Origin of the sequence: Candidatus Nebulibacter yamunensis (assembly GCF_024208055.1) — a bacterium.
GTDB classification, from domain to species: Bacteria; Pseudomonadota; Gammaproteobacteria; order Francisellales; family Francisellaceae; genus Caedibacter; species Caedibacter lacustris.
In genome coordinates, this window is record NZ_JAMBMW010000019.1 from 1 (window position 1) to 24700 (window position 24700).

General features: G+C 36.2%; 31 protein-coding genes and 2 pseudogenes. 12 read left to right on the plus strand and 21 right to left on the minus strand.

The window, feature by feature from the left end:
- From M1V25_RS08225 to M1V25_RS08235, 3 genes and pseudogenes are all read left to right on the plus strand, one after another.
- Nucleotides 1–105: pseudogene (locus tag M1V25_RS08225) on the plus strand (IS5/IS1182 family transposase); the annotation flags it as partial.
- A gap of 18 nt (nucleotides 106–123) precedes the next feature.
- Complete coding sequence (locus M1V25_RS08230) at nucleotides 124–255, plus strand: hypothetical protein (RefSeq protein ID WP_476702590.1); 132 nt, start codon at nucleotides 124–126, stop codon at nucleotides 253–255.
- Nucleotides 256–309: 54 nt separating this feature from the next.
- Nucleotides 310–393 (plus strand): annotated as a pseudogene (locus M1V25_RS08235) (IS5/IS1182 family transposase); the annotation flags it as partial.
- Nucleotides 394–502: 109 nt separating this feature from the next.
- Here M1V25_RS08235 and M1V25_RS08240 read toward each other — a convergent pair.
- The 6 genes from M1V25_RS08240 to M1V25_RS08265 all read right to left on the minus strand — a co-directional run bounded on the left by M1V25_RS08240 (nucleotide 503) and on the right by M1V25_RS08265 (nucleotide 4209).
- Nucleotides 503–916, minus strand: a complete 414-nt coding sequence (locus M1V25_RS08240; RefSeq protein ID WP_498842966.1) for a hypothetical protein — start codon at nucleotides 914–916, stop codon at nucleotides 503–505.
- 48 nt (nucleotides 917–964) lie between these two features.
- A complete protein-coding gene (locus M1V25_RS08245; RefSeq protein WP_498842967.1) occupies nucleotides 965–2323 on the minus strand; it encodes a hypothetical protein in 1359 nt (452 codons plus the stop codon).
- Nucleotides 2310–2489 (minus strand): hypothetical protein, encoded by a 180-nt coding sequence (locus tag M1V25_RS08250; protein ID WP_498842968.1) that lies wholly within the window; start codon nucleotides 2487–2489, stop codon nucleotides 2310–2312. Before M1V25_RS08250 ends, M1V25_RS08245 begins: the two co-directional genes overlap by 14 nt.
- A gap of 412 nt (nucleotides 2490–2901) precedes the next feature.
- The gene (locus tag M1V25_RS08255) at nucleotides 2902–3156 is read right to left on the minus strand and encodes an acyl carrier protein (RefSeq protein WP_116964585.1); all 255 of its coding nucleotides are present in this window, start codon (nucleotides 3154–3156) and stop codon (nucleotides 2902–2904) included.
- Nucleotides 3104–3424 carry a phosphopantetheine-binding protein gene (locus M1V25_RS08260; RefSeq protein ID WP_498842969.1) on the minus strand — a complete coding sequence of 107 codons (321 nt, stop codon included), beginning with the start codon at nucleotides 3422–3424 and terminating at the stop codon, nucleotides 3104–3106. Before M1V25_RS08260 ends, M1V25_RS08255 begins: the two co-directional genes overlap by 53 nt.
- Before the next feature lie 5 nt (nucleotides 3425–3429).
- A complete protein-coding gene (locus M1V25_RS08265; protein WP_239986786.1) occupies nucleotides 3430–4209 on the minus strand; it encodes a lysophospholipid acyltransferase family protein in 780 nt (259 codons plus the stop codon).
- 184 nt (nucleotides 4210–4393) lie between these two features.
- Between M1V25_RS08265 and M1V25_RS08270 the strand changes: the two genes are divergently transcribed.
- Both M1V25_RS08270 and M1V25_RS08275 read left to right on the plus strand, forming a co-directional pair.
- On the plus strand, nucleotides 4394–4891 hold the full coding sequence (locus M1V25_RS08270; protein ID WP_116964583.1) for a DUF2760 domain-containing protein: 498 nt from the start codon (nucleotides 4394–4396) through the stop codon (nucleotides 4889–4891).
- Nucleotides 4892–6676 carry an Hsp70 family protein gene (locus tag M1V25_RS08275; protein ID WP_116964582.1) on the plus strand — a complete coding sequence of 595 codons (1785 nt, stop codon included), beginning with the start codon at nucleotides 4892–4894 and terminating at the stop codon, nucleotides 6674–6676.
- A gap of 170 nt (nucleotides 6677–6846) precedes the next feature.
- Here M1V25_RS08275 and M1V25_RS08280 read toward each other — a convergent pair whose 3' ends face one another.
- Together M1V25_RS08280 and M1V25_RS08285 are read right to left on the minus strand one after the other, a co-directional pair.
- Nucleotides 6847–9006: a glycosyl hydrolase family 18 protein gene (locus M1V25_RS08280; RefSeq protein WP_498842970.1), complete on the minus strand. Its 2160-nt coding sequence runs from the start codon at nucleotides 9004–9006 to the stop codon at nucleotides 6847–6849.
- 63 nt (nucleotides 9007–9069) lie between these two features.
- Nucleotides 9070–10302: a fibronectin type III domain-containing protein gene (locus M1V25_RS08285; RefSeq protein ID WP_498842971.1), complete on the minus strand. Its 1233-nt coding sequence runs from the start codon at nucleotides 10300–10302 to the stop codon at nucleotides 9070–9072.
- A 258-nt stretch (nucleotides 10303–10560) separates the two neighbouring features.
- On the opposite strand from M1V25_RS08285, the gene M1V25_RS08290 reads away from it, so the two are divergent.
- The gene (locus M1V25_RS08290) at nucleotides 10561–11703 is read left to right on the plus strand and encodes a site-specific integrase (protein ID WP_498842972.1); all 1143 of its coding nucleotides are present in this window, start codon (nucleotides 10561–10563) and stop codon (nucleotides 11701–11703) included.
- Here the strand turns inward: M1V25_RS08290 and M1V25_RS08295 are convergent.
- The 5 genes from M1V25_RS08295 to M1V25_RS08315 all read right to left on the minus strand — a co-directional run bounded on the left by M1V25_RS08295 (nucleotide 11700) and on the right by M1V25_RS08315 (nucleotide 17289).
- Nucleotides 11700–13037: a DEAD/DEAH box helicase gene (locus M1V25_RS08295; protein ID WP_498842973.1), complete on the minus strand. Its 1338-nt coding sequence runs from the start codon at nucleotides 13035–13037 to the stop codon at nucleotides 11700–11702. The two genes, M1V25_RS08290 and M1V25_RS08295, sit on opposite strands and share 4 nt — an antisense overlap.
- Nucleotides 13038–13304 carry a PDDEXK family nuclease gene (locus M1V25_RS08300; protein ID WP_498842974.1) on the minus strand — a complete coding sequence of 89 codons (267 nt, stop codon included), beginning with the start codon at nucleotides 13302–13304 and terminating at the stop codon, nucleotides 13038–13040.
- Entirely contained in the window at nucleotides 13301–14065 is a 765-nt protein-coding gene (locus tag M1V25_RS08305; RefSeq protein ID WP_498842975.1) for a TIR domain-containing protein, read from the minus strand. Before M1V25_RS08305 ends, M1V25_RS08300 begins: the two co-directional genes overlap by 4 nt.
- Entirely contained in the window at nucleotides 14037–16844 is a 2808-nt protein-coding gene (locus M1V25_RS08310) for a DNA polymerase (RefSeq protein ID WP_498842976.1), read from the minus strand. The genes M1V25_RS08305 and M1V25_RS08310 overlap by 29 nt, the downstream gene beginning before the upstream one ends.
- Nucleotides 16845–17034: 190 nt before the next feature.
- Nucleotides 17035–17289: a hypothetical protein gene (locus M1V25_RS08315; protein ID WP_498842977.1), complete on the minus strand. Its 255-nt coding sequence runs from the start codon at nucleotides 17287–17289 to the stop codon at nucleotides 17035–17037.
- A 156-nt stretch (nucleotides 17290–17445) separates the two neighbouring features.
- On the opposite strand from M1V25_RS08315, the gene M1V25_RS08320 reads away from it, so the two are divergent.
- Nucleotides 17446–17730, plus strand: a complete 285-nt coding sequence (locus M1V25_RS08320) for a hypothetical protein (RefSeq protein ID WP_498842978.1) — start codon at nucleotides 17446–17448, stop codon at nucleotides 17728–17730.
- Here M1V25_RS08320 and M1V25_RS08325 read toward each other — a convergent pair.
- Both M1V25_RS08325 and M1V25_RS08330 read right to left on the minus strand, forming a co-directional pair.
- A complete protein-coding gene (locus M1V25_RS08325) occupies nucleotides 17727–18296 on the minus strand; it encodes an ssDNA-binding protein (protein ID WP_498842979.1) in 570 nt (189 codons plus the stop codon). The two genes, M1V25_RS08320 and M1V25_RS08325, sit on opposite strands and share 4 nt — an antisense overlap.
- Nucleotides 18297–18322: 26 nt before the next feature.
- Nucleotides 18323–19444: a DUF2800 domain-containing protein gene (locus M1V25_RS08330; protein ID WP_498842980.1), complete on the minus strand. Its 1122-nt coding sequence runs from the start codon at nucleotides 19442–19444 to the stop codon at nucleotides 18323–18325.
- A gap of 77 nt (nucleotides 19445–19521) precedes the next feature.
- Between M1V25_RS08330 and M1V25_RS08335 the strand changes: the two genes are divergently transcribed.
- Nucleotides 19522–19674 (plus strand): hypothetical protein, encoded by a 153-nt coding sequence (locus M1V25_RS08335; protein WP_498842981.1) that lies wholly within the window; start codon nucleotides 19522–19524, stop codon nucleotides 19672–19674.
- On the opposite strand, the gene M1V25_RS08340 is transcribed toward M1V25_RS08335, so the two are convergent.
- The 4 genes from M1V25_RS08340 to M1V25_RS08355 all read right to left on the minus strand — a co-directional run bounded on the left by M1V25_RS08340 (nucleotide 19661) and on the right by M1V25_RS08355 (nucleotide 20903).
- On the minus strand, nucleotides 19661–19897 hold the full coding sequence (locus M1V25_RS08340; protein ID WP_498842982.1) for a hypothetical protein: 237 nt from the start codon (nucleotides 19895–19897) through the stop codon (nucleotides 19661–19663). The genes M1V25_RS08335 and M1V25_RS08340 overlap by 14 nt on opposite strands.
- A gap of 13 nt (nucleotides 19898–19910) precedes the next feature.
- Nucleotides 19911–20066, minus strand: coding sequence for a hypothetical protein (locus M1V25_RS08345; RefSeq protein WP_498842983.1), 156 nt, complete (start codon nucleotides 20064–20066; stop codon nucleotides 19911–19913).
- A gap of 54 nt (nucleotides 20067–20120) precedes the next feature.
- Entirely contained in the window at nucleotides 20121–20351 is a 231-nt protein-coding gene (locus M1V25_RS08350) for a hypothetical protein (protein ID WP_498842984.1), read from the minus strand.
- Between the two features lie 279 nt (nucleotides 20352–20630).
- Nucleotides 20631–20903 carry a hypothetical protein gene (locus M1V25_RS08355; protein ID WP_498842985.1) on the minus strand — a complete coding sequence of 91 codons (273 nt, stop codon included), beginning with the start codon at nucleotides 20901–20903 and terminating at the stop codon, nucleotides 20631–20633.
- A 793-nt stretch (nucleotides 20904–21696) separates the two neighbouring features.
- On the opposite strand from M1V25_RS08355, the gene M1V25_RS08360 reads away from it, so the two are divergent.
- Nucleotides 21697–22167: a hypothetical protein gene (locus tag M1V25_RS08360; RefSeq protein WP_498842986.1), complete on the plus strand. Its 471-nt coding sequence runs from the start codon at nucleotides 21697–21699 to the stop codon at nucleotides 22165–22167.
- A gap of 41 nt (nucleotides 22168–22208) precedes the next feature.
- Here the strand turns inward: M1V25_RS08360 and M1V25_RS08365 are convergent, their stop codons facing one another.
- Together M1V25_RS08365 and M1V25_RS08370 are read right to left on the minus strand one after the other, a co-directional pair.
- Nucleotides 22209–22487, minus strand: a complete 279-nt coding sequence (locus tag M1V25_RS08365; RefSeq protein WP_498842987.1) for a hypothetical protein — start codon at nucleotides 22485–22487, stop codon at nucleotides 22209–22211.
- 164 nt (nucleotides 22488–22651) lie between these two features.
- The gene (locus M1V25_RS08370) at nucleotides 22652–23278 is read right to left on the minus strand and encodes a helix-turn-helix domain-containing protein (RefSeq protein ID WP_498842988.1); all 627 of its coding nucleotides are present in this window, start codon (nucleotides 23276–23278) and stop codon (nucleotides 22652–22654) included.
- A 151-nt stretch (nucleotides 23279–23429) separates the two neighbouring features.
- On the opposite strand from M1V25_RS08370, the gene M1V25_RS08375 reads away from it, so the two are divergent.
- Genes M1V25_RS08375 through M1V25_RS08385 form a run of 3 tightly spaced genes read left to right on the plus strand, consistent with a single transcriptional unit; the run spans nucleotide 23430 to nucleotide 24698 of the window.
- Nucleotides 23430–23618: a Cro/CI family transcriptional regulator gene (locus tag M1V25_RS08375; RefSeq protein WP_498842989.1), complete on the plus strand. Its 189-nt coding sequence runs from the start codon at nucleotides 23430–23432 to the stop codon at nucleotides 23616–23618.
- A gap of 20 nt (nucleotides 23619–23638) precedes the next feature.
- Nucleotides 23639–23935 (plus strand): antA/AntB antirepressor family protein, encoded by a 297-nt coding sequence (locus M1V25_RS08380; protein WP_498842990.1) that lies wholly within the window; start codon nucleotides 23639–23641, stop codon nucleotides 23933–23935.
- Complete coding sequence (locus tag M1V25_RS08385; RefSeq protein WP_498842991.1) at nucleotides 23919–24698, plus strand: Rha family transcriptional regulator; 780 nt, start codon at nucleotides 23919–23921, stop codon at nucleotides 24696–24698. The genes M1V25_RS08380 and M1V25_RS08385 overlap by 17 nt, the downstream gene beginning before the upstream one ends.
- The last annotated feature ends 2 nt before the right edge of the window (nucleotides 24699–24700 follow it).

Consider the following 24700-nt stretch of genomic DNA (forward strand, 5'->3'; position numbering starts at 1 on the left):
AAACGTTTTAAAATTATTGCCGACAAATATCGGAATAGACGAAAAAGGTTTGGACTTCGATTTAATTTAATAACGGGAATTTACAACTTTGAATTGACTAATTGAGGTTTGGAAAGAACTCTAATGACTGACAGCAAATTAGAATCTGCCAAAAAGCTACTTGAAAGTGGTCTATTACCAAAAGATTTAGGTATTTCCATTCCTATTTTATATCGCTGGATTCCTAGTGCAGCAAGGTTTAATATGGATGATTAAATAACGATCCATCTTTTTGGGGGGTTCTTCCACAAGGGGCGTGATTGAGTGCTTTTTTCTAAGCTGAAACACTGTTGCAGAGTTTTTTCTAGATTTGATAAAAGAATGATCAGTTTCATTGGGTTTTTGCACATTTAGGGAAGTTTAATATGGCTGTGGTAAAAAAATTTGGTTTACAGAACCTAGTCTTTTGGCAAAAAATTAAACTTTTTAGTAGATCGGCTAAAAGCTTTGTTTTAAAAAGATTTTATTCTTTCTCAGGATAGACATGGGATCCTTTATGATCGTCATTCCAGATTTGCTCTTCGGTTAAACTTGTTTCAATTAATTCAACAGGAGCTCCTTCCACTTCAATCATGGCGACCTTAAATCCATTAAATGGACTATAAGGTTCAAGAATGACTTTATGACCTTTAATTGCTTTATCTAGATTATAAACTTTAAAAGCAACATGTGGTTTAGATTGAATGAGTGGATGAAGTGGGCAACCAACTTCAAAGCGATGGTATTGTATTCTAAAAGAATTATGTCCTTTTGTGGTATACATTTTGAAGGTTGAGCTGTAGCGTTCGTCAGCTCTTCTTTTAGTTGTTGCAATGCCCATATGATGGTATTCAAATTTATTTTTATCCATACTAAGTGATTGGTTAATTTTTTGCATATGTTAACGTTTTGATCAAAATTGGAGAATATTTTTTTCAAAAAGAAGTTAAAACAATTTTGCAATAGCATCTTTATCAACTTTCCCTTGCTGGTTTAATGGGATTTCATTGCCGTAACGAAAAGCCCTGGGTAGCAAAATATTTTCAAACCACTGTTTTAAATGTGCACGTAATTGACTGTGAAAGATATGTGCTGATTGGTTGAGTTTTTGACTTTTACCTACAAGAGATAGCACAATAAAAATACCAATATAATCACGATTTTTATGTAAGTTCAAAGCATAACAGTCTTCAATCCAGTGGTGTAATTTAAGCTTATTTTCAAGCTCAGTAAGCGATAAGCGTTTGCCTTCAATTTTAACGATACGATCCGAACGTCCTAGTAAAATAAATTCTTTATCATTAAGGTATTGGATTTTATCACCTGTACTTAAAATTTTTTCAGGAAAAAAATTAGAACTAACGGCTAATAAGTTTTCAAAATTGTGATGAAGGAGAACACTATCAAAACAATGCCAACGCTCATTTTTTAGCTGCTGACGCCAAGCAATAATCCCTGTTTCACTACTACCTAAAATTTCAAATGGCTCTAATTGTAGATTTTGCTTGACCTTCTGCGCTATGTCGGTTTTAAGCAAACTACCTGCGATAAAGCATATAATATTATTTAATTTTTCACTGAAATCTAAACGAGATAATAAGGTTGGGCTTGTTATAAAGGTAAATTTTTCTTTGTACTTCAAATTAAATTGTAATTCTTCTGGATAGCGAATCAGTTTGGTATAGATTTTTTTACAAGTTAATAGCGGCCATAAAAAGGAAAAAATAAAGCCATATAGATGCTGATGGCTAACACTAGAAAAAGTTGAAAGCTTAGCTGTATATTGTCCAAATATATTCTCTAAAACAATAACTTCGTTTAAAACATAGCTAAATTGTTTGGTGATTTTTTTAGGTGTTCCAGTTGAACCAGAGCTAAAAAAAATAATTTCTTTTTGTTGCAAATCATCAATTGATATGGTTGTCATTCTAATTTTGGATTGAGTGACATTATTTTTTTCAGTTAAAATTATAGTTTGACCATCTAATGTGAAACTGTTTTTAGATACATCAAAAGTTAAGAAAGCGTCATAATGATCTTTTAACTCTTTTTTTACACCAATAGTATTATTTGGTAACAGAATAGTTGTTCTATCAGTAATAAGGCAAGCAAAAAAGGCAATACAAAAATGGTAAATATCATCGCAATAAAGTGCAATATTCTTTTGAGAATAGTTAACTAGTTTAGACGCAAGTAAAAAAATCTGATCTTGAATTTGAGATAGAAAAATATCTTTTTTGTCATGGCAAAAAATAACTTTATCTGCTGTATTTGTTGAAAATGATAGAAAATCAAAGGCTATCATTTTTATATTTTCTCTTTACAAAAAATCGAATAATAAGCTCAGCTGTGATCATGGTTGCAATCGCAAAATAAGCAATAAAACCATTGTATAACATCCAAACCTTCATTGAGCTGAACATAGTAGTATAAAGTGAAATTAAGCCATTAGATAAAAAAACAAACACCATGAAATTGTGACCTTTTTGGTGTAAGAAACCACAAAATGTGGTAGTTCTTTAGATGAAGTTTTCTTAGCAAATTGATAGATAACATTTTCCTTTTGAGTCAATGAAGTTGCGAAAACAATAAAAAAAAGCAAACTTATAATAACTGGATAAAACTTAACAAAAAAAATGTTCTCAAACATAAGCCCTGATAGGCTAAATGCCAACCCTCCTAAAGAAGCAAATACAAAAATTTTTTTGCTTATAGGTCTTTGATTTTTTTGTTTGGATGAAAAAACCGCACGTATTGCAAATAAGCAAATTAATAATAGATATAACCATTTGATAGGCAGAGTATGAAAACCAATAAATACAATAAATGGGTATAAAACTATTAATATTCCGATGATTATTGTAGCAACAGTGCGAAATGACATTATTTATTACTGAGTTCTTGATGAATGATGTCGACAATATCAGAGACCGTTTTTACTGACTTAAATTCTTCAGGCTTAAATTGTTTGTCTGTTTTGCCTTGAAGATAGACAATTAAATCAACTGCGTCAATGCTATCTAAGTCAAGGTCTTCATATAATTTTGCCTGCAATGTGACATTCTGGGGATCAAGTTCAAAAAGTTCAGCAAATATGCTTTTTAATTCTTGATGAATTTTTTCTTTTGATGTGATCATTTTTTGTCCTTTTTTGTTGCTTAATGAATTGTGCAAGTTTTGCAACAGATTCAAAATATTGCTTTATATCCTCATTTTCTCTATCTATCTCAATATTGTATTTCTTTTTGAGGGTCACACCAAGTTCAAGTGCGTCAATGGAGTCCAAACCAAGCTCATCTCCAAATAATAATGTATCACTATTGATATCATCAGCGGTTAAGTCCTCGAGATTCAGCACCTCAATGATGAGATTTTTAAGCTCAAGTTCAAGTTGTTTATTGCTCATTGCTATTATTTGCCTTGTAGTTGTTCTTCAAGTATTTTTGTCAGTCTTCTTGCTGCAACAGAAGGTAAACCATTACATTGTTGCAAAATCAAGTAGGGATCTATAAGATCACCAACAGTTAATGTGAAGACTGGTTTTTTGGCGGGTATTTTATACCATTTATCGTTTTTTGCCAGTGTGCTTGGAATACAAGTGATATAAATCACTCGAATTGGTGCATTTGCTCTTAATGCAATTTGTGCAGCCCCTCGCTTTAACGTAATAGGTTTATTTGGTGAGCTACGTGTTCCTTCTGGAAATAGCAATAAGTTATTACCTTTTGACAATGTATTTTTTATACCATCAAAAGTCTGTTCTGGATTAATATTAGGAATATAGCTTGCATCTGATATGACTTTGCGAACAAAGCGGTTTTGCCATAGTGATGCTTTTACGATGTTGTCACAACAAGGAAGTTTAGAAACAATCAAAACATAATCAATCAAGGTTGGGTGGTTTGCAAGAAATAAAGTACCTTGATCTTGTTGCAATTTTTCAAAGCCATTAAATTGATAATCAACTAAACCTAAACATGACAAGGTTTGGGTAAAGTATCTAAAAGTCAGATATATACAATATTGTACAATATGCTTTTTTGACTTTTTGGATTTTGTGATTGTAGAAATGGCAATTACACTTGGAATGATCAGATAACCAAGTATTAAGCTACCAATAGAAAACAATAAAAAACATAGCCCTGTTGCAAAAAGCCGCCATAAATAATTAACCTTTTTTAAAATAAGCATTGTATCGTTAGTTAACCATAATTTTTAGTTGTAATTATTGGTTAAATAAGATTACTAGTCAAAACATGAAATACTTTTGATGTAATCGTGGATTATAAACCTCGTAAAATGGTTTGTAGCTGATATAGGCTTGAGTTAAACTAACTATACGCATGATGAAAGAGATGTATTTAGGAATCAAAGCATGTTGATTAAACTCTCATGGAAGCAACGTTTGAAGTGCTTTTTTACAGGCACACTTGTAACTGAGAATAACACAGAGACATATTCATCAACCACCAATATTCAACAAGGGGAAATGGATACAAACTCAGCAAAGCAACTACTAGCTATATTACAAAAAAAAGGAAGGCTTATCGATTTTCTACATCAAAACTTAGATCATTATGATGATACTCAGGTTGCGGCTGTAGCAAGAGAAATACACAATAAATGCCAAAAAGCATTGTATGGTTATTGTTCAATAGAACCTGTGTGCCTAGAAAAAGAAAATAGCGAAATTACATTACACTCAGGTTTTGATCGTCAAAGCATAGATTTAACAGGTAACGTAAGTGAAACAAATGTTTTACACGGTCGTTTGATTCATCAAGGGTGGAAAATAAAGGAAATTTACTTGCCCAATGTAACGAGTGAAGCGAATCTGAATATATTACAACCAGCTGAAGTGGAGGTGATATAAGTGTCTCATCATGCAAAATATTTAATTGGGATAGATTTAGGAACGACAAATTCTGCTATTACCTATAAAAGGTTAAAGAGCGAGGATAGTATTTGTAGTTTAGCTATACCTCAATTTTTTGCTAAAAATCAATATGAATCAAAGATACTCATGCCTTCGTTTTTGTATATTCCAAGTGAACTTGAACTCACTCTGTCGGATATAAATTTGCCATGGCAAAGTGAAACAACAGTGATTGTGGGTGAGCATGCCAAACTAAAAGCACAAACAACTCCTAATAGAGTAATCTCTAGTGTCAAAAGTTGGTTATGTCAATCCAGTATTGATAAGAGAAAAGCGCTTTTACCTTATCAAGCTGCGGAGGGTGTTGAACGCATCTCCCCACTTGAGGCCTATACTTATTATTTTGAACACATAAAGAAAACGTGGAATAGTGCTTTTCCTGATGCGCCTTTATTTCAGCAAAAAATAATCATCACTATTCCTGCATCCTTTGAACCAGCCGCTCGGGATTTAACAGCAGAAGCTGCAAGGTTATGTGATTTTGAAGATGTCATTTTACTGGAAGAGCCACAAGCTTCTTTGTATGGTTGGATTAATAATAATGAAAATTGGCGAGATAAACTATCGATTGATGATACTATTTTAGTCATTGATGTCGGTGGTGGGACAACAGATTTTTCACTCATTAAAGTAGAAGATGATAACGGGAATTTAGCACTAAGAAGAATTGCTGTAGGTGATCATATTTTAATAGGTGGTGACAATATTGATTTAATGCTAGCACATACGCTGCAACAGCGTTTATTGGACAGCGGTCAGCGCTTAGAACCTTGGCAAATGCAGGCTTTGGTACATAGTTGTCGTAATGCAAAAGAAAAGCTGTTAAGTGATAAGAGTTTGAATGAAATATCGGTTTCTATTCCAGGCAGATCCTCAAATATCTTTGCTAACGCTGTTTCAGAGACGTTGGCTAAAAAAGATGTCGAACGCATTATTTTACAAGGGTTTTTCCCACAAGTATCGATTACAGATCACCCCAAAGCAAATCCACGATCAGGTTTGAGTCGGTTTTCTTTAACCTATGCGCAAGAGCCAGCAATTACTAAACATTTGGCTTTGTTTTTGAGTAAACAAGCCGAAAAAGAGCAGAGCTTTGTAGCACCAAGCGTCGTGTTATTCAATGGTGGTGTTTTTAAACCAAAAATTTTGCGCACTCAAATTATGCAAACAATTAATAAATGGTTGGAGATAGAAGGTAAAGTTTTTGCCGTTGAATTGGAAAATGCGGAATATGACACGTCAGTAGCCATTGGTGCAACAGTTTTTGCTGATGCTTTACAAGGAAATGGTATTCGTATTAAAGGTGGCGCATCGCATTCATTTTATATTGGAATTGAATCACCCATGCCTGCGATTCCTGGCTTTCAACCACAAACTGAAGCACTTTGTATTGCTACTCAAGGTATGGAAGCAGGTGAGGTTACGACTTACGAAGCAGAAACTTTTTCCCTCATCGTGGGGGAGCCCGTTGAGTTTAGGTTCTTTGCTGCCAACCACCGTGTAAATGATCAATTGGGCGATGTATTTACTAATTGGGAGCAAGCTGGGTTAATTGAACTATCGCCACTTAGATTAACCCTATCAGCAGATAATTACACAAATGGTACGTCGGTTCCAGTTCATATCAGTGCAATGCATACCGAAATAGGAACATTGGAATTAACAGCAAAATCATTGGAAAATAATGATCAATGGAAAATTGCATTTGAAACAATTCGTTAACCATTTTTAAAGATAGTGTTTATGATACTTCAAGGTGGAGGCAATACTTTGATTAGTTATGTGTTTGGTGATAACTAAAGTAAATAATTCTGATCACGATTAAGTTTAATGCCATTAGCGCAAGTATGATATACACTTTGCAATTTTCTTAGCTTTATTATTCCCTTTATCTAGTTTGATATAACAGGCTTTATTGACTTGATAAATTGGTAATTATTAGTGGCATCTAATGATAATTCCCATGTCATAGCACCTCCAAATTGGGGTTCATTTGAGAGTGCTTTGTAAGCATTTGCCATGGCATTATATGGATCATCCTTATCAGCACCATTATAGACAGTCGCAGCACCAGCAGCACTTGCTGTGGCTGGTTGCCCTGCTATGATTAAGGTGTTTTTAGGGGTGATCTTCTTCAAAGCATAAAAGCTGCTGATAATAAATTTAGCTGACGTTTGATCATAGCAACCAGCTTGAGTTTTTGTACCTAAGCTACCATCCGCACAAACATAATTACCACCTGTATTATACTCTTGAACAAATAAGTAGTTAAATAAACCTTTCTCAATAGCGGCATTGTAAACTTGATCTGTTTGAGTGTTAACATATTGTAGGGTACCACCAACGTTGTTTACCTGTGGTGCACCAGATATTATAATGTTTGGCATTTCAGCTTTAAGTGCTTCGATAAACTCGACTAAATATTCTTTAGTGACATCTCTAGGTACAACTTCAAGGTCAAAGTCAATACCATCAAAATTGTATGTTTTTAGAAAACTGATAACTTGGTCTGCTACTAATTGAGTTGGTGCTCCAGCTGGATTAAATGTGTTACGTTCTCCACCTATAGAAGCAAGTACATACTTCAAGCCGTATTGCGTTTTTGCAAGTTCAATATCTGTTTTTATTTTCTCAATTACTTGTGGGTCACTGGCACTGTTATTCCAAGTGCTGTAGGCAAGGAAATGATCATCAACAAATTTAACTGGTTTGCCTCCATCAACTATGATAAATGAAGGTAGAGCAATATTATATCCTTGTTTGGCTGCTTCGGAAATTTTTACCGGTTGATTCCAACTAACAGGCATATAACCAGCGAGCACTCGGTTGTCTGGCTGATATTTAATTTTATTGCCATTAATAAGCATTGCATCGATAACGTTAAGGCTGTTAGCAACGTATTTTTTTCCATCAACGTTGTAACTAGCTGGAGTGATAGTATAACTACCATATTCAGGGATCTTTATATCGTTATTATTAGATTTTAGTTGTTGAGATGCTGAGTAACCTTCACCTGCAATTGTAGCAATAGGCAATGGATTTGGAGAAGTTCCTTCGGCAAATTCTACCTGTGCCCCGATAGATTTTATTCCAATCGCTTTTTCATTAAATGCGATATTAAGCGGATAGTCACCTTTTTTATCTATGGTAAAACTGGATGGGGTTATTGTTGGTAAATAAGCATGCATGTCATAAACGTTGACAATTGTATCTACGGTAGCATTATAGTTGCCTTTACCAAGTTGTAACTTTGCCCCATTTTTACTGATGGTATAAGTTTTATCATTTAATTTTAATGGAAATTGATTGAAATCATTGAGTCCTGAAACTGTAACATTGAGTGTTCCAAGCGTTTGCGATTGGCAATAAGTCCAGCTGCCATCACCACTATCAGGTGCACTATTTGTCCACCATTTTGCTTGCCAAATACCATTTTTGTAACTTACAAATGTATTGCCATCATAATGGTCATTTGGCCAAGCACTTGGTTTTTTCCATTCAGGTGCATCAGAAGGTACCTCACCTTTACATTGGGTGGCTGGTGCTGGTGGTGTGGGGGCTTCTTTATAACTTAATACAGGCGACTTACTTGTCTCTGTTACAGTGTAATTTGTTGGTGAGACTTCTCCTGTTCCTCCTTCAAGTTTAATGGTGTAATCGCTGCCACCTTTGGCGTAAGTTAAAGTAACTTGATTGTTTGCAACTTTATGTATCCCACCATTTGGGTCAATGAACTCAATAATTGCGTTATTTGGTAGGTTATCAGGTAACGCAATGGTTAATGTTCTTTGCTGATCTAGTGGCTGAGGGTCAGATTTCTTTTCCCAAGAATTTGCACCATACATGCCAGATGGGCGATAAGCAGCAGATTGACACCATTCAGAATAAGGCCATGGGTTGCATTGATAAATAATTCCGTTATCAATCACTTCAGTCCCTGCTTTATAGGTTGTTAGTATCTCGGTCTTGTCTTCCCAAGGTTGCGGTGAAGCAATAGCAGTTGCTGTGCTAAATATTATTGAGATAGAGATAAGTTTTATTTTTGTTTTCATAATTAAATCCTCTGTTTATAAAAATATGGGCAAAGAAGCTCGGGTTTAGTCAAAATGTATTAGTTAATTAGCAGGACGCCAGACTGCATATGGGTTGTTGGCGTATTGAGCACTTGGTAAAGCGCCACCTTGAATGTACCATTGTGCCTTATAGAGCATGTGATCTAATGGATCAGTAACAACTTCGCCGCCTTTGTAAATTTTATTGCTATCCCAAGGTAAGCCTGGTTGATAAGGCGTCATATCTTCCCAGACATCAGACTGCCCTGGAATATCACCTTGCGTCCACCATTTTGCTTTATAGTCTATATTGTGGTATTGAACCATATTTCCTTGATAATAAACTTTATCTTTTTGCCAAGTATCTTCACTAGGTTGATCTGATTGAGTCTTGAAGTTAATAGGATCTGATGATTTTGATATGCCCGCATCTGGTGCTGAAGCTATCACGGTAACACTGTAGTTAGTATCTGGAGAAAGATTAGATAGTGCTTGATTTAGATGTTGAATATTGTCAATGTGTTTTTGGTCTGTATCTGAACTACCATAAATAACTTCATATACAATAAGATGTGTTTGTGCAGTTTTTGCTTCGCTCCAACTAACTTGAGCGCTGTTTTTAGTAATGTTATTTGTGTTTACTTTAGCATCCCAGTCAATCACAAGTTCTGCTTTTTGTGTTTTTTGTGAGACAGCCGGTGCTTTAAGTGGGGTAATACCTGTGCCTGGCACATTGGCTGTTACTTCAAAGGTATAGAGGGTATCTGATTTTAACCCCATTACTTTGAATTCAGTGTCAGTCGTGGCGTTTGTAGTAAGTTGTGATAACTTAATAGTTTTATAAACAATGTAATTGTTACTATTTTCTTCTTTATAAGAAACAGTATATTCAATAGCGCTTCCATTTCCGCCCAAATAATGCGCAGGGTTCCACATTAGAGTCACAGAACTAGCATCATAAGTTTTGACATCAACTTTAGGATTGTCCCAGCTAAGTTTGCCTTGAGTTTGTTCTGTGGTAAATGTGGTATTAGCTTGGTTTGGTTTATAGCCGGTGGCGTTTGCACTAACGCTAACAGCATACTTAGTTGCTGCCGATAAATCATTAAGTGTATAACTAGTTTGATTTGTAATTCCTACAATCGTGCCGTTTAAACTAATTTGATAACTGATTTCAACATTGTCCGCTTTTGCTTGACTCCAATTAAGTTTAGCACTACTGCTAGTAATATTGCTTGTCGTTAAGTTTGGTTGATCCCAGCTAACAGTTTGCTGTTGTGTATCATCACCAGGCACATTAGCTTGGCAATTATATAGTTTGCTTTGATTACTTAAATTAAACGTGCCACATGTGCTTTGTAGTACATTAGTTGGAGTCGCCCAGTTGTTATCCCACTTACCAATTACAGCACGATCATAGCGATGAATATTAGTGTTTTACACTACAAATTTTCCGTTATACTAGTAAACTCAAGGCTTTTAGAATTGACATTACAAGCCTGATATTATATTTTAACTCACCTTTATAATTTTTTTGCTACCTGTTTACTACCTATGCCAAAACTTAAACTTACTAAAACTTTTATTGATACTCTCGCCATACCCGATAAAACGATAGACTATTTTGATACCGAAGTTAAAGGATTACTACTCAGAGTTTACCACAGTGGTGGTAAAACCTATCAAATTTACTATCGTAACACAACTGGAGAGCAGAAACGTTATACACTCGCCAAGCATGGGCAATTGACCTTGACTCAAGCAAGAGAATTAGCGGCAAAGAGATTAGCGGAAATTCATTCAGGGATAGACGTGCAAGCTAACAAAATTGCAACGCGTCAATCATGTAATGAATCCCTATCCTTAGAACAATACCTTCAAGAGTTTTATTTAGATTGGTACAAACAAAATCGTAAAGATTACTACAACACGGAACTTATACTTTTACGATGTTGTAAAGCGTTGTTACCCCATAAACTCAATCAAATAGACAAAACGGTTTTGCATCAATTTTTACATAATTATCGAAAGGAAAAGCAAGTAACCCAGTCTAGACTTAATCGTATTGCCGCCTGTTTAAAAGGTGCGATATCTCGTGCTGTAGAATTTGGCTATCTTACTGAAAACAAATTAACTAATTTTAGACTTTTTAAAATTGAATCTCATAAAATGCGCTATTTAGATGATGATGAGACACAACGATTATTTGATGCATTAGAAGAAACTAACCAGCTTACTCATAATATGGTATTGACCGCATATTACACAGGGATGCGTAGAGGAGAGATTTTTACTTTAAGGTGGAGAGATATCAATTTTGATACTAATCTTTTTACGTTAGATAAAAAGAACACAAAAAGTGGTAAAGGGAGGCATATTCCTATACACGCAAAATTATTAGCAATTTTTGGCAATATGCAAACCCAAAAACCCGATGATTTGGTCTTTAAATCCCCTATTACAGGAGAAGTGTTAACTAATTTAAAGCATTCGTGGGAAACCTTGCTGAAAAAAGCTAACATACAAAACTTTCGCTTTTACGATTTAAGGCACACTTTTGCAAGTAAGCTGGTGATGAAAGGGGTTGATCTAAACACTGTGCGGGAATTAATGGGACATAGTGATATTAAGATGACTTTAGTTTATGCTCACTTAGCCCCGGAGCATAAACAAAAAGCGGTGGATTTATTATGTTAGCTTTTCAAAGCCTCTAATATTGCATTTTGAATATCGGCTTTTTCGGTTAAGGCTTTTTGCACTTTCGCTTCGACTGTGTTATTGGCGGTGATGTGGTGTATGCGTACGGGTTTAGTTTGACCTAAACGATGTAATCTAGCGTTCATTTGGTCGTACAACTCTAAAGACCAGGTTAATCCGAACCACACCAAGTGGCAACCACCGAGTTGTAAATTAAGCCCATGCCCACAACTAGCCGGGTGCGCTAATAGTATTTTGATTTTACCGTGATTCCATTCGTTAATAACATTTGTGTCGTTTTTTAATACTTGCGCTTCGGGATAGGCCTTCATAATTCTCTCTAAGTCGCTACGATACAAATAAGCTATCAAAAAAGATTCATCGGGATTCGCCTCTATAATTTCATCTAATAAAGCTAACTTTTCATTATGTATAATTTCATAGCCATCACCTTCATTATGATATACCGCCCCATTACAAAATTGCAGTAATTTGTTCATCAATACTGCTGCACTGGCCGCGGTTAGAACCTGTTCTTCAATCATCAACAAATATTCGCGTTTAAAGTTTTGGTATAACTCGCGCGCTTTAGGGGTTAAATCGATGGTATGTACGATATTAATTCTTTCAGGCAATTGTAGATAATCTTCGGCACGCATCGACATACATATGTCTTGCATTTGGTTTGTTATTTGATAGTCGGCACGTGGTTTCATAGTCCATTTAAACCCCCACATATCGGACATAAAGTAACATTGTTTAAACCACGTAAAGGAACGCCCCAGACGTTGTCCTTTATCTAATAAATATAACTGACTCCACAAACCTAATAACCCGTTAGGCGTGGGTGTCCCTGTTAATAATACAACACGCGGTGTTTTAATAGTGACTTTTTTTAATGCTTTAAAGCGTTTGGTTGACGGATCTTTAAAACTCGAACTTTCATCTATAATCATCATGTCGTAAGGCCATTCATCGCTGCCGAATAAATCAATAAGCCAACAAATATTGTCACGATTAATAATATGTATGGAGGTTCGTTCATTAACCAACTCCTTTCTTTTTTCAGCATTACCAGTAATAATGGTATACCCTTGGTTTCTTAAGTGAGCCCATTTAGTAAATTCAGAGGGCCAGGTCTGCATAGCGACTCTTAAAGGCGCGATAATCAAGACTTTATTAATGTGTTGTGTTTTTAATAGTTGGTGAATAGCGGTTAAAGTCGATACCGTTTTACCTAAACCCATATCTAAAAACAAGCCACAACGCGGTTGATTGATTATATACTCTACCGCTCTTTTCTGATAATTATATAAATCGTTTTCTGTTAGCATTTAGGCCTCCAATAAAGCGATGCCTTGTGTTACGTTATCAACGACATGCACCGTAAAGCCTTCACTACTAAGCTGCTGGTGCGTGTACAACTGCAATGCTGTAGGCTTCACCCCTGGGCGTTTAAACTCAATAATTACTAACTTTCCTTGTTTAAAAAACAATCTATCAGGCACGCCTTTTTGATGGGTAGCATGCCATTTGTAGGTTAGCCAACCTTTAGATTTTGCGTATTGGGTAACGTGCTTTTCTATTATTGACTCGTTCATAAAGCCCTATTCAATAGTGCGTTAGGGTCTATCTTAAACCCTGCCCCCTGTAATCTTTGGGCGAGTTTTAAGGCAATCTCTCGAACATGGTCATTAAACTCAAGACGCAACACGCCTTCTATGTCGGAAGGTCTTTCTACTACCCCTTTTTGTAAAATAGCAACGTTAGGTCTTCCTAGTTTGGCAATGAGCATACCCATCTCAAAAATCACATTTTGACGTGCTCTAGCTTTTAAATTTTGTCCTTTATCTGTTTTAAGACAACCCAAATCATCCGGAGTCATTAATACAATTCCAAAAGCTGTTTTATAATCAAGTTGTTGCTCTATCAACTCAATAATAGTTTTACCGCCTGAATCAGAATCTTGTAATATATAAGGATGTAACTTAAGTTTTATTAACAGCATTTCTAATTGCTCAAGTGCGTTCTTATCATGACCATGAACAATAAAAATAGCTTGTTTATTTTCTGGGTCAACGGCACACGCAACAACACTCGCTGCATGATTCGTTAATAAGGTGGTGAGTTTTTCCTTGATGTCGTCTTCTAGTGCGCCATCAAAAGTGATTAATTTACTTGTACAATCCCACATCAGCTTAAAACCATATAGATACTCAAAAGCATAGCATTGCTCAGTTCTTTTCCAATACCCTACTAAACCAACATCATTAACAATCGATTGTAAAGCTTCAATATTACCTTTAAATGCTATCATTTTCTTTACTCCTCTTTTATTTCTTATATCGTGTACAAATTTCACCTTCAGCTTTAATGGGTAGCCCTTTTGCCCAAGCAGGTGGCGTGTTCATAATCTTCATAAATTCGTCAAAAGGTCTTTCTGTTTCTACTACAATCTCATCGTGTACAGTTAGCCTGAGCTCAAACCCTTCAGCGTCTAACGCTAACATAGCATTAGCCATCACATCACGAGCAACTGCTTGAGTCAAAGACTGTACGATATCCCCTCCGTAAGTAGTAAACGATACCCATTTACCCGATGTTGGTTCTACTCCCTTGTAACCTAATTGACCGTCAACCACGCACGGTTTATTCCAGGTTAGCTTACGTCCACTTGGTAATTTAGCCCATAACTGGTTTCCGTCTGAGCGAAACAATATTAAATTAGCTTCATATGTGGTAAATGGTTTGTGAATAGCTTGTATTGCAGCGTTATTACATAATTCCCAATAGCCGGTAATCGCATGATTAGAACGCCGCCATTTAGCGACAATCTCTTTAGCATCGTTGTCCGATATATCTACGTTGTAGATAGTCGCCATTTTCTGAAATGCGCGATATCCTCCTTGATAACCTAGTGCCAAACAATTATGCACTAAGAGGTTGGATACGGTAAATCTGTTATTGGGTCCGGCATTGAGAATGTCCCATACACGCCTTTTGGTTTTGATGATTTCAGATAGTACCTTTGTACTATCTCTTCGAACGTTAATCGCTTGCTTAATAAATTTCTCAAGGTGTTGTTTGCATATTTTATATCTGGATACTTTGTTCGAAAGTCTATTACTGCTTGGGTGTGTTGTTTCACTCGGGTATTGTGTGCATTTACTCTTCGACTTACATATCTTAGATTTCCAGGTGTGTAGTGACCATTGTTGTCTATTCGATCTAGTTCCCGATTCCTTTGTAACCCTAAATTCTCCTGAATCCACAAGCAACCTTCGAGCACTGAAGAAAAACGAAATTCTATCCCACGTGCGCCATAATGTTTCCAACTCGGAGCGTTTGGATTTCGACATCTTTGCTTCATTGATGAAACTCTTTTGTACAGCCATTTTGGTGTCTTTCTTTTTTGTGAACATGTCTGGCAACCTTTGGTTTTGCCCGACAAAAGATTGCACATTGATATGTATTTTAGCGCCCCACAACCTACACAACAAACTTTTAAAACGCGCATAGAACCCCATTTTTTTGGGAGAGGTTTCCAGATAACTTTGGGTGAGATTATCTTGACCCAACCGAATTGCTTGCCAACCAGATCCGGTCTTAGCGATGGCGATTTGTTCGCGGGCACAAGTCCCGAACGGAACTTCCCATCCTTGCTTTGTGAAGACAATATGATCTGTGGTTGCGGTAAGTCCTTCATAAGTTATCACCTCTTTTTCACCTTTATAAATAGCGCCATCGCAAGACACCCAACTTAGGCCATCCCATACTTTGTGCTTGTGTGTTACATTCTGAATGGGTATTAAACCTACAGAAGTTAACACTAATTCATCTTCAGCAATGCAGGATACTTTACCAACCGTACGTTGGGGCTTAGTGACTTCGTCCAACTCTACCCGATAGATATTAGCGGCTGCTTGCTCGTAAATTTTACCGTGCGTTCTGAATATCTCTAAAGCATCATCTTGCCCCGCAAGCCACGCTAACACACGAGCTTCAATCGCTGAATAGTCGGCTAGGTAAAACATCTTACCTTCTGGTGCTTGAATAACCCCTCGGATAGATGAGCTCAGTACCTCCATAATATCTATGTGTTTGCTTCTTAATTCATCATGCTGATAATTTCGCATAAGCGTTATACAGTCGTCTACATCCTCTATTGTGGGACGTGGAAGGTTTTGAAAATTCACTCCGGTTGAGCTAAAGCGCCCGGTTGTCGCCGCATGGTAGAGCTGAAAACCTCTTAAACGGTTATCTGAAGAAGTTCTGTTGGCTATAGTTTCATACTTAGCCACAGGGGTTTTAGCCGTCTGTAACCGTAAAGTTATCGCTTCTTTTACCTGCTCTGGTAAGTCCTCCGCTAACAAGACTTTTAAAGTTGTCGCTTGAGTGTTATCAACAAAAACCGATTGATTGTGTAGCCAATCTAAGAATTGTTTGTTAGAATTAGGGTTAGCTAGTTGGGTAATCTTTTCTAAACGTGTTTTTAAACGACTGAATTCTTGATGATATAAATCAATCGCCGCATTAACCAATTGTGTGTCAATCGGTAAACCTTGGATATTCATTTTGAAGTCTACTTCCCACAGCTTACGTTCTGTTTGAGTGATTGATGTTTTAGGGGTAAGTATGGCAGATAGGGTACGTTCAACGACCACGTCCTGCTTACAATAGTCATATAATTCATCCAGTAATGCCTTATCTTGAATGCGTCTACCTCTGTAAGGTTTACAAAGCTTTTGGATAAGATATTTGCCCCGTTTATCTTTTTGTTTGTCAACGGCTAGTCCTAACACTTCCGCACAATCGCCTAAAGCCCGTGGTAGAGCAGATGCCATGGCGTGAGCTTGAGTGTTATCCCAATTTTGTATTGGTATAACCGGCCATTTCAATGTGTTATACCAAATACAATATTCGAAAAACGTGTTCCAAGCTTTGTATGTCGCCATATTGATGATAGACTCTAAAGCAATAATCGGTAAAGACATGCCGGGAGTCCACAGCACCGGATGCCCCTCATTGATCGCATAAGCCATACACAATACTTCGGTACTTGGGTGGCGTGAATACACCCATGCCCCACATTCTTTTAAATCGCATTCGGAATAAGTTTCAAAGTCAAGATGGATAATCATGCGGTCAATCCTTTATAAACTACTTGATTCGCTACGCGACGCAAGAAAATAATATTTTTAAAAAATGGATTCATGTTTCTGCTCAATACTAGCATCATTGATCTCCTTATTCAGATCTATTAAAAACGTAACACTCGATAATGCCGCAAATATCAGTATTACCAATACAACTATTATTATGTCTACCATTTTAAGCTGCTCTGCTGTTACGATAACTACGAGCGAAACTTTCTAGTTCCCAGGCACTATACTTATCGGTTATTGTGTTATATAATTCATTGGCGATGTACAGTCCTGCTGCACCAAACTTAGCGTAGAACGTGTCTTTAAAGGCTTGTTCTAGGTTAGCCCATTCTAACTCATGTTCAAACTCATAGTAGGGTAAGTGCACAGGATTGGCATCGAACACTAATCTTAAAATGTGAAAATCGTTATTACTTAGCATAGTAATTCTCCTTTGTAGCGGTTCATGTTGAGAGAGAGGTGTATTTTTTTAATGTGTCACACACTCTACAGAGGTGTGTAGATTGACACACTTGTGTTATCACATGTAACCTGTTAAACTTTGCCTAAAGTAAACGGTAATTTTAGACGCTTAATCATGTACGCAGTTAGCTTTGATATGGAAATATCAAAACTCAAAGATCACTACGGCGAACCATACAATCGTGCTTATGATGAAATTAGGGCGTTGATGCACAACTTTGGATTCGATTGGATACAAGGAAGCCTATATATTTCAAACTCTCAAGACAACAATCTAACCAAGGTTTATAAAATCGTTAATCAACTTTCTAAAATCGACTGGTTCAAACAATCCGTAAGAGACATTCGAACCTTCAAAGTTGAAGATTGGTCTGATTTTACCGAAGTGGTCAAATCCTAAGCTACTGCCTTGCCGTCGTGAAACGCTGCATCGCTATCATTACAAGGTTCAAAACCTTCTTTTACAGCTTCATCACTTAGCATATGACCTAGCGGATCACCATGTCTGTAAAACTGCACTGCTATCAAGTTACTGCAAACACGCTTAGAGTAACCAGGCTTATTCAGAAACCAGAAATCAACTTTAGCGTTTACATAGCAACCGCCATATACCGGGTTCTGAGTTTCATCGGTGACAATACTGGCCGTTAAGTCTAATACGCGTATCGGTTGATTGGATGAGGCGGTTAATACGTAGTAGTTATCATATTCAGAGCGACCGGTGTCTTCGCCTTTCTTTAAACAATAACACTCGGCTGGTATCTTAGCGCCCTTGTTATGCTCCTTTAATAAAGTATTAAACGCGGCCTGTAGTTGTTCGATTTCTTTATTATGTTGCTCCGGGTCAAGTAAAAGCTTGGCTGAATATTTTTGCAATTCGCCGTTATACATTGGGCGATTATATAAGTTAGGGTAAGCGATACGTACATTTTTAAGAATCATTGGTTGCATACTCATTTTACTCATTTTTCATTTCTCCATTTTTTTCTTTTTTAAGCTACATTTTCATTTTTAAACCCATCTAGCACATAATCCTGATAGGTTTTAGTATTACTGCAGTCTTTAACGATGCGCGGCGCACCGCTAGAGACAGCAATAAATTCATTTAAATCGATATTTCTGTTTTTCATATTTTTTATAAGCTTTTCTAGCTGGGCGACAGTCGCTAATTTTCTTGGCTTATAAAGCGATAAAGGCACTCTTTTAGTTCTAAGGTACTGTTCTAAAGCTTTTTCATCACTCCAGCTCCGCGTTTTTCTACCCATTGCTAGGTAAAACCCCTGTAAATGTTCATTGCGCAGTAACTTATCTTTAGCTAAGTGTTTGACTGCCTCTACCCAATCCAAAAAAGCGTCAGCTTTGTTTAAAACGTTAACTATTTCATCGTCACTTAATCTATAGGGGTTAAGCGAAAGATTATCAAAGCCTTTGACAACCATATCCGTAGCATAATCTGCATAAGCTTTACAATTTCCTTTAGCTCTACAAAATTTACATACCGATTCGGAAGGGGTAAAACGGTGTTGTGTTAAATCCAATGTTTCTAAGGCCGCCGTTTTAAACTTCTGGGCGTAAATGTTTAACTCATCAATTGTTAAAGTCCACGAATTAACGTTATTGATAATTGCCTGATGAATAACCAATTCAATTTTATTCACTAACAGCGTCTCATCTCTAAACGTATTAATTGCCCCTAGTGCGTAAAGCATTAATTGCTCGTTTTCTTTAGCAAATACAGGTACCCCTTGGCCCGCTTTAAAATCAACAATTGTCATCTTGTCTTGATTGATAATAATAGCGTCAGACGTACCAAAACCCTCAGGGACTATGTGGCTGAAATTCACTTCAACCTCCAGTAAATAGTGCTCAGCGTCTAAGGCTCGTATATAATCAACGTAAGACTGAACAGCATAAGCTTCTAATTCATTACAATCGGCAAAGGTCAATTTATCGCATTCATTCGTTAACAACTTATACGCTAACTCATGTAGGTAACTACCTCGTTGGGCATGAACGGAAACGGTATCCGGTAAATCTTTGGTCATTTGATATGACGCTGTGCAATTTACCCATCTGTGTGCAGCCGATGCGGCTAATATGGCATGTTTTTTCATCCTTTTATCCTTAACTTGATTTACTAAGTTTCTAATGATATCCTTCTAGCTATTATCAATTTTCAGAGGCTTTTATTATGGCTAAAAACGAAAAATCATCCCCTAAAATGGCTAGTCTTGCGGGTAAAGTTTTGCAACAAAAAAGTTCATCTAAAACCGCAAAAAGCTTAGCAGCGAGTGTTTTAACGCAAGCCACAGACAAAAAACAACCAAAAACTACGAAGAAATAACCTTAATTTTTTCGATACTTCGAACAGGAATAACCATTACTCCCGATACCTGGTTTCCGTTGTCACCGATGTTTTGTGCTATAACAATTTTTTGATTATCTTTGTTAATAACAAAGCCTATCGTTTCACAAACAACAACACTTTGATCAGCTATCTGCTCTACATATTCCCATTGAGGTGTCGGTTGTCTACTATCGACCCATCTAACTAAAACTTTTTCCACGTTTACGACTCCTTTAAAAATTTAAATCATCAATCGTTATTTGTTCCCCTCGTGTAATTTTAAGCTTTACGTTCATAAGTACAGCGTTAAGATCATTCAAATGTTGATCAACTTCATTGATCCACGCGCAATCGGGTTTTATTTTGCTTGGTATAATTGTGTCATTCATGTTAAACACTCCTTTTATTGTTGATTAAGATGTTTAACAATTGAATGAATTGAGTTATTGAGTAACTGGCGGTATAGGTATCCAGTGCGTTACAACTCTGTTCCACATCGCCATCGGTAGGTAGTGGTTGTTATGCTTAACGTACCAGCCTTTAAGCTTTTTAGATTGATGGTACGAGGCTACAAGGTATTGGTATCTACCGTTTAACTTTGTTGTGGCAACGAGTACTGGGTTACCGTCGGAAGGGTACTGATAAAACACGGATGTCCAGAGTGAGTGATTCATGATGTTGTTCCTTTTTGTTTTTTTACGAGTTAATTGGGTCCGGGTGGTTCGTAACATGCAAAAAGGGTCATGCGTATACCCTTTCCCTGTAAACAGGTTTTTTATAGGATATACCCACCCGAAACTTCGGATAACGAAAAGTTTTGGGTTTTGTAGAGAAAGATTAATAACGTAATCTATCCGCCTTTTTGTATGGGTTACGAGCCCGAACACAGGTAGATTAGTTGAGTGAAGTTCAAATGTCAATAAGGTGAATTGTAAAAAGATGTTAGTGTTAGTTTAACGCACGAGTATCATCGTTAAAATTGTACCTAATACAGCAACAAGCGTTCCGAATTGAATGCCTACAATCCATTTAAAATTCGATTTCATCTCATCTTCTAAACGTCGCACATCTGTCCTAACTTCTTGGTTAGCGCGTTGCATTTCTTCTCTGAGTTCTCTGTTAGCGCGTTGCATTTCTTCTCTGAGTTCTCTGTTATCTTTCCTAAACTCACTGAGTAAGAAACTGGCGGTAAACTCTTCTAAAGGTTTCTCTGGTGTAGTAGCCATAAGTATTCAGTTCCTCATTAAAACAGATATGTGTTTAACTATCGCAAATCTACTGATTTAAATCAAGCGGCAATGTGTTACGTTTTGTCAATTATTCTTTTTACCACCCTACTTGTCGAGCCTTCGCTTTGCCAAAATTAAAGGTTTTATTCTATCTAGTAAGGTGGTAAACTTTTCAACGCCAAAATTAATATGTGTTTTATTCAAGATGCGAGAATCAATCGTTAAAGGTGTTATTCGTTATACCCCAAAATATTTAAAGAGTGCGTATATGAGTCTAATCAACTATTTAGCAATTAAAGCCGGAATTCTCCCAGAGCACAGATACGTTGTTCATCCAAAATATAAATTTTTAATTGACACCCTAATGAATACCCCTTGTTGTAATGTATGTAAAGACAGAAATAACCAACCGCTTCCTATGTCACCAATCAAAGCTTCTTGCAAATTACATTTCAAATGCCCTAAATCTAATCATCAATGGCTCAGTGATGAAGTGTCCCCTCATTTCTACAACGCGGTTGGCGTTAGCGATTTACTCAATTTACAGTAGAAAATCAATTTTTTTACCACCACACACAGGCCTATATTCGTCAAAATAATGGGTTTAAAACATCTATGTATGGTGGTAAACTTGGTGTGTCAAAGTAAAATCCGGTTTTAAAACATGTCTATAAAATTGATAGCTAAAGTTAAAAATTTTTGTAGTTGGATTAGCTTTGGAACGTTTGTATTTCAGGTTACTCCAACTCTTATTGTGTTAATCATTCCCTTAGTAGGAGTACTTTCAATTATGATTATTTTAAAATATATTGTTCTCTCAATAGCTTTGCTGATAGTCACGGGAATATTGCTACTTATATTTAATCAAGTTTTTAAACTACGCTTAAAAACAGTGAAGTTTATGAACGCTGTAAAACTTGTAGCGCCTTACCTCGAAAATAAAGAAACAGCCTTAGAGGATATTTTTCATATCCGTAATTTCTATTTTAACCTAGGAAACCAAGAAGCTATTTTGTACCTATTAAAATTAGGTAACTGTGGTGAGCTCAAAATGTTTGGTCAAGATGCTATAGCTAAAGACTATTCATTTGACTTTCAAAAATTAACCCCAACAACCATGCCGCCTGACGCGCTTACTTTTCATCAAGGTGATCCTGTTATCCAAGACAAATTTGGCGGGTCTATTTATAACTTACGTGTCGATAAGAAAGAGCTTTTTAAAATCTACCGCAAACTAAAAATCAATTCATTCAATTGTTAAACATCTTACGGCTAACGCATTTGTTAGCCTTATATTTAAATTTACATTCTTGTACCTTCACTCCAATAACGGGTTTGAGTAGGTAGACTTATCCAATTCACTATCTTTCTATTAGTGGTATGCACAAGCTGATAGACAAACCCGTCCCATTCCCGCCAAGCACCATTGCGGTAGCACGCAACCAAGTACTCGAGCTTGCCGTTAGCCTTTTTAAGCTCAATTAGTACAGGTTCATCCGTTGCTGGCAAACCATGCTCTACACTAATAAATACGTCAGTGCTTTTAATTTTGGGTAAATTTGTTATAGTATTGTTAGCCATAATGACCTCCGTTTGGTTTAGGTTGTTGTGGTTAGCATCGACAAAGAGGTGAGAACTCTCTGTCGATGCGTCTTCAATAAATCAAGTATTACTTAAGTAATATTGTATGTCAACAAAATTAAAAGATATTTTTGTAAAAAATTATTTTAGTAATAAAAAAAAATTTATAAATCCTTGTAAAATCCTGTAATTTTTCCTATGATGTCAAATGGTTCTATGATAATTGGGTACTTTTTATTTAAATATTGTAGGGCAGGCCGGCCACAGTAATCTATATATTGCGCAAAAATTTTATAATTATTAGTACGTAACTGAGCGACAACAAAATCATTTGACACAGCAAGTTTTGATGGATCACAAAACATAAGTACTCCTGGAGTAAACGAAACTCCATCTGAAACCATAAAATCGCCGGAAACTTCAAAACCGAAGGTTTTATCTCCGCAATCTGTTTTAGGGTATAGTTGATATTTTAGTATAATAACATTATCCATATTTATATCCTTTTCGGTTAAATCATAAATTAATGACTGTAAATCTATAATAGGGGTCTTAGAAAGAGTTTCTAATAATTTTTCTCTTATAGTACTAGTCGAATTAATATTAACACTGTGGATATCTAATAAAGAATTTAAATCAACACCAAATAATTTACTCAACGGAAGGATAAAACGCCCGTTAGGAATAATCCCATGTTCCCATTTAACTACGGATGCTTGAGACACTCCTAATGCCTCCGCAACTTGACTCTGAGTCATACCTTTAGATTTTCGCATTTCTTTTAAAGTCATAATCATACTCCTAGCTAGCTCTTCCGAAAGGAAGATTTTTAATACCAACGTCATAATAACTTTACTCATATTAAAAAACAAAACACACTTGCAATATAATAATTACTTTAGTAATATATTAAAATCGTTTAAAAAAACCTAAAGTAATAAAATGTTTAAAAATAATTTGATCTCTTACTTTAAAACGCAGCAAGATATCGCGGAATATTTTAATATTAAACAATCAGCAATAGCTCACTGGAAAAATATCATCCCAGAAAAACGCGCAAGGCAGTTGGCGATGGATATGCCGGATAAGTTCAAATTTGACTCAAGTTTATATCAAAAGAAAGCAAGTTAACCCCTATAGGAGAAATAGAAATGAATATAACGATTCAAGAACAACACACATTAAAAAGAGCTGTTTCAGCAAGAGAGTTGTATGACTTTTTAGAAGTAGGATGTGATTTTACCACATGGTGTAAGAGAATGTTTGAGTATGACTTTGAAGAAAATATAGACTATATGGTTTTCGTCAAAAATGACGTAAACCCCATTTCACTAGGCGGGAGGCCCTCTAAAGACTATATGGGGTTCGACATTATGTCGAACGGTAATGAAACTAAGGATTGTACCAAGTTAACAAATCAAGGAGTACAAAATGAACGAATTAATTAAATCAGAACAATTAACTATGTCATCTCTAGAAATAGCTGAATTGACAGCTAAAAGACATGATAATGTTTTAATTGACATTAAAAATATGCTAACAGAGCTTAAAATTCAATCTCCTGAATTTTCAGGAGATTACAAAGATCACAAAGGTAGAACCTATCCATGCTATAACTTACCTAAGCGTGAAACTCTCATTTTAATAGCAGGTTACAACGTAGTTGTGCGGGCTAAGATTATAGACCGTTGGCAAGAGCTTGAAGCGAAACAAACCACAGTTGCCTTACCTCAAACCTACCTTCAAGCATTAGAGCATTTACTCACCTCAGAAAAAGAGAAACAACTGGTTATCCAGCAACGCGATGAAGCAATAAGAACCAAAGCTTTTATTAGTAGTAGCCGTGAAGCGTCGGTAATGGGTAAATTGTCAGCGGAAAAACGTAGAGCGGATAAACTTGCTGATCAACTAGGTGAAGGTAAAAGCTACGTACAGGTTAAAGCTATCCCTTGGTTGAAAGAATTTTTTAACCTTAAAGACCCAATTGTTTATAGTGTGATAGGCAAGTATTTATCGCACTTATGTGATGTATATGGCTATTCAAAAATCGAAATCCCTAATACTGAATACGGCAGGGTTAATGCCTATCATATTGACGCTATTAATAAGCTTCACGAACTATTAATAGCGGATGTAACTTTACTCAGTAAATATCGAATCTTCAACGTTACACCATTCAAACCCTCAAATAGAATCGTTGCAAACGCTTAAAA

Excerpts from the sequence above, each read along its gene's own strand:
- M1V25_RS08240 (WP_498842966.1), bottom strand. The coding sequence starts at position 916 with ATGCAAAAAATTAACCAATCACTTAGTATGGATAAAAATAAATTTGAA.
- M1V25_RS08280 (WP_498842970.1), bottom strand. The coding sequence starts at position 9,006 with ATGAAAACAAAAATAAAACTTATCTCTATCTCAATAATATTTAGCACA.
- M1V25_RS08300 (WP_498842974.1), bottom strand. The coding sequence starts at position 13,304 with ATGAACGAGTCAATAATAGAAAAGCACGTTACCCAATACGCAAAATCT.
- M1V25_RS08365 (WP_498842987.1), bottom strand. The coding sequence starts at position 22,487 with ATGGCTAACAATACTATAACAAATTTACCCAAAATTAAAAGCACTGAC.
- M1V25_RS08265 (WP_239986786.1), bottom strand. The coding sequence starts at position 4,209 with ATGCTTATTTTAAAAAAGGTTAATTATTTATGGCGGCTTTTTGCAACA.
- M1V25_RS08350 (WP_498842984.1), bottom strand. The coding sequence starts at position 20,351 with ATGAATCACTCACTCTGGACATCCGTGTTTTATCAGTACCCTTCCGAC.
- M1V25_RS08320 (WP_498842978.1), top strand. The coding sequence starts at position 17,446 with ATGTACGCAGTTAGCTTTGATATGGAAATATCAAAACTCAAAGATCAC.
- M1V25_RS08315 (WP_498842977.1), bottom strand. The coding sequence starts at position 17,289 with ATGCTAAGTAATAACGATTTTCACATTTTAAGATTAGTGTTCGATGCC.
- M1V25_RS08250 (WP_498842968.1), bottom strand. The coding sequence starts at position 2,489 with ATGGTGTTTGTTTTTTTATCTAATGGCTTAATTTCACTTTATACTACT.
- M1V25_RS08345 (WP_498842983.1), bottom strand. The coding sequence starts at position 20,066 with ATGAATGACACAATTATACCAAGCAAAATAAAACCCGATTGCGCGTGG.
- M1V25_RS08380 (WP_498842990.1), top strand. The coding sequence starts at position 23,639 with ATGAATATAACGATTCAAGAACAACACACATTAAAAAGAGCTGTTTCA.
- M1V25_RS08295 (WP_498842973.1), bottom strand. The coding sequence starts at position 13,037 with ATGCTAACAGAAAACGATTTATATAATTATCAGAAAAGAGCGGTAGAG.
- M1V25_RS08310 (WP_498842976.1), bottom strand. The coding sequence starts at position 16,844 with ATGATTATCCATCTTGACTTTGAAACTTATTCCGAATGCGATTTAAAA.
- M1V25_RS08255 (WP_116964585.1), bottom strand. The coding sequence starts at position 3,156 with ATGATCACATCAAAAGAAAAAATTCATCAAGAATTAAAAAGCATATTT.
- M1V25_RS08385 (WP_498842991.1), top strand. The coding sequence starts at position 23,919 with ATGAACGAATTAATTAAATCAGAACAATTAACTATGTCATCTCTAGAA.
- M1V25_RS08360 (WP_498842986.1), top strand. The coding sequence starts at position 21,697 with ATGATTATTTTAAAATATATTGTTCTCTCAATAGCTTTGCTGATAGTC.
- M1V25_RS08230 (WP_476702590.1), top strand. The coding sequence starts at position 124 with ATGACTGACAGCAAATTAGAATCTGCCAAAAAGCTACTTGAAAGTGGT.
- M1V25_RS08335 (WP_498842981.1), top strand. The coding sequence starts at position 19,522 with ATGGCTAAAAACGAAAAATCATCCCCTAAAATGGCTAGTCTTGCGGGT.
- M1V25_RS08325 (WP_498842979.1), bottom strand. The coding sequence starts at position 18,296 with ATGAGTAAAATGAGTATGCAACCAATGATTCTTAAAAATGTACGTATC.
- M1V25_RS08270 (WP_116964583.1), top strand. The coding sequence starts at position 4,394 with ATGTTGATTAAACTCTCATGGAAGCAACGTTTGAAGTGCTTTTTTACA.
- M1V25_RS08370 (WP_498842988.1), bottom strand. The coding sequence starts at position 23,278 with ATGACTTTAAAAGAAATGCGAAAATCTAAAGGTATGACTCAGAGTCAA.
- M1V25_RS08375 (WP_498842989.1), top strand. The coding sequence starts at position 23,430 with ATGTTTAAAAATAATTTGATCTCTTACTTTAAAACGCAGCAAGATATC.
- M1V25_RS08330 (WP_498842980.1), bottom strand. The coding sequence starts at position 19,444 with ATGAAAAAACATGCCATATTAGCCGCATCGGCTGCACACAGATGGGTA.
- M1V25_RS08290 (WP_498842972.1), top strand. The coding sequence starts at position 10,561 with ATGCCAAAACTTAAACTTACTAAAACTTTTATTGATACTCTCGCCATA.
- M1V25_RS08260 (WP_498842969.1), bottom strand. The coding sequence starts at position 3,424 with ATGAGCAATAAACAACTTGAACTTGAGCTTAAAAATCTCATCATTGAG.
- M1V25_RS08245 (WP_498842967.1), bottom strand. The coding sequence starts at position 2,323 with ATGATAGCCTTTGATTTTCTATCATTTTCAACAAATACAGCAGATAAA.
- M1V25_RS08355 (WP_498842985.1), bottom strand. The coding sequence starts at position 20,903 with ATGGCTACTACACCAGAGAAACCTTTAGAAGAGTTTACCGCCAGTTTC.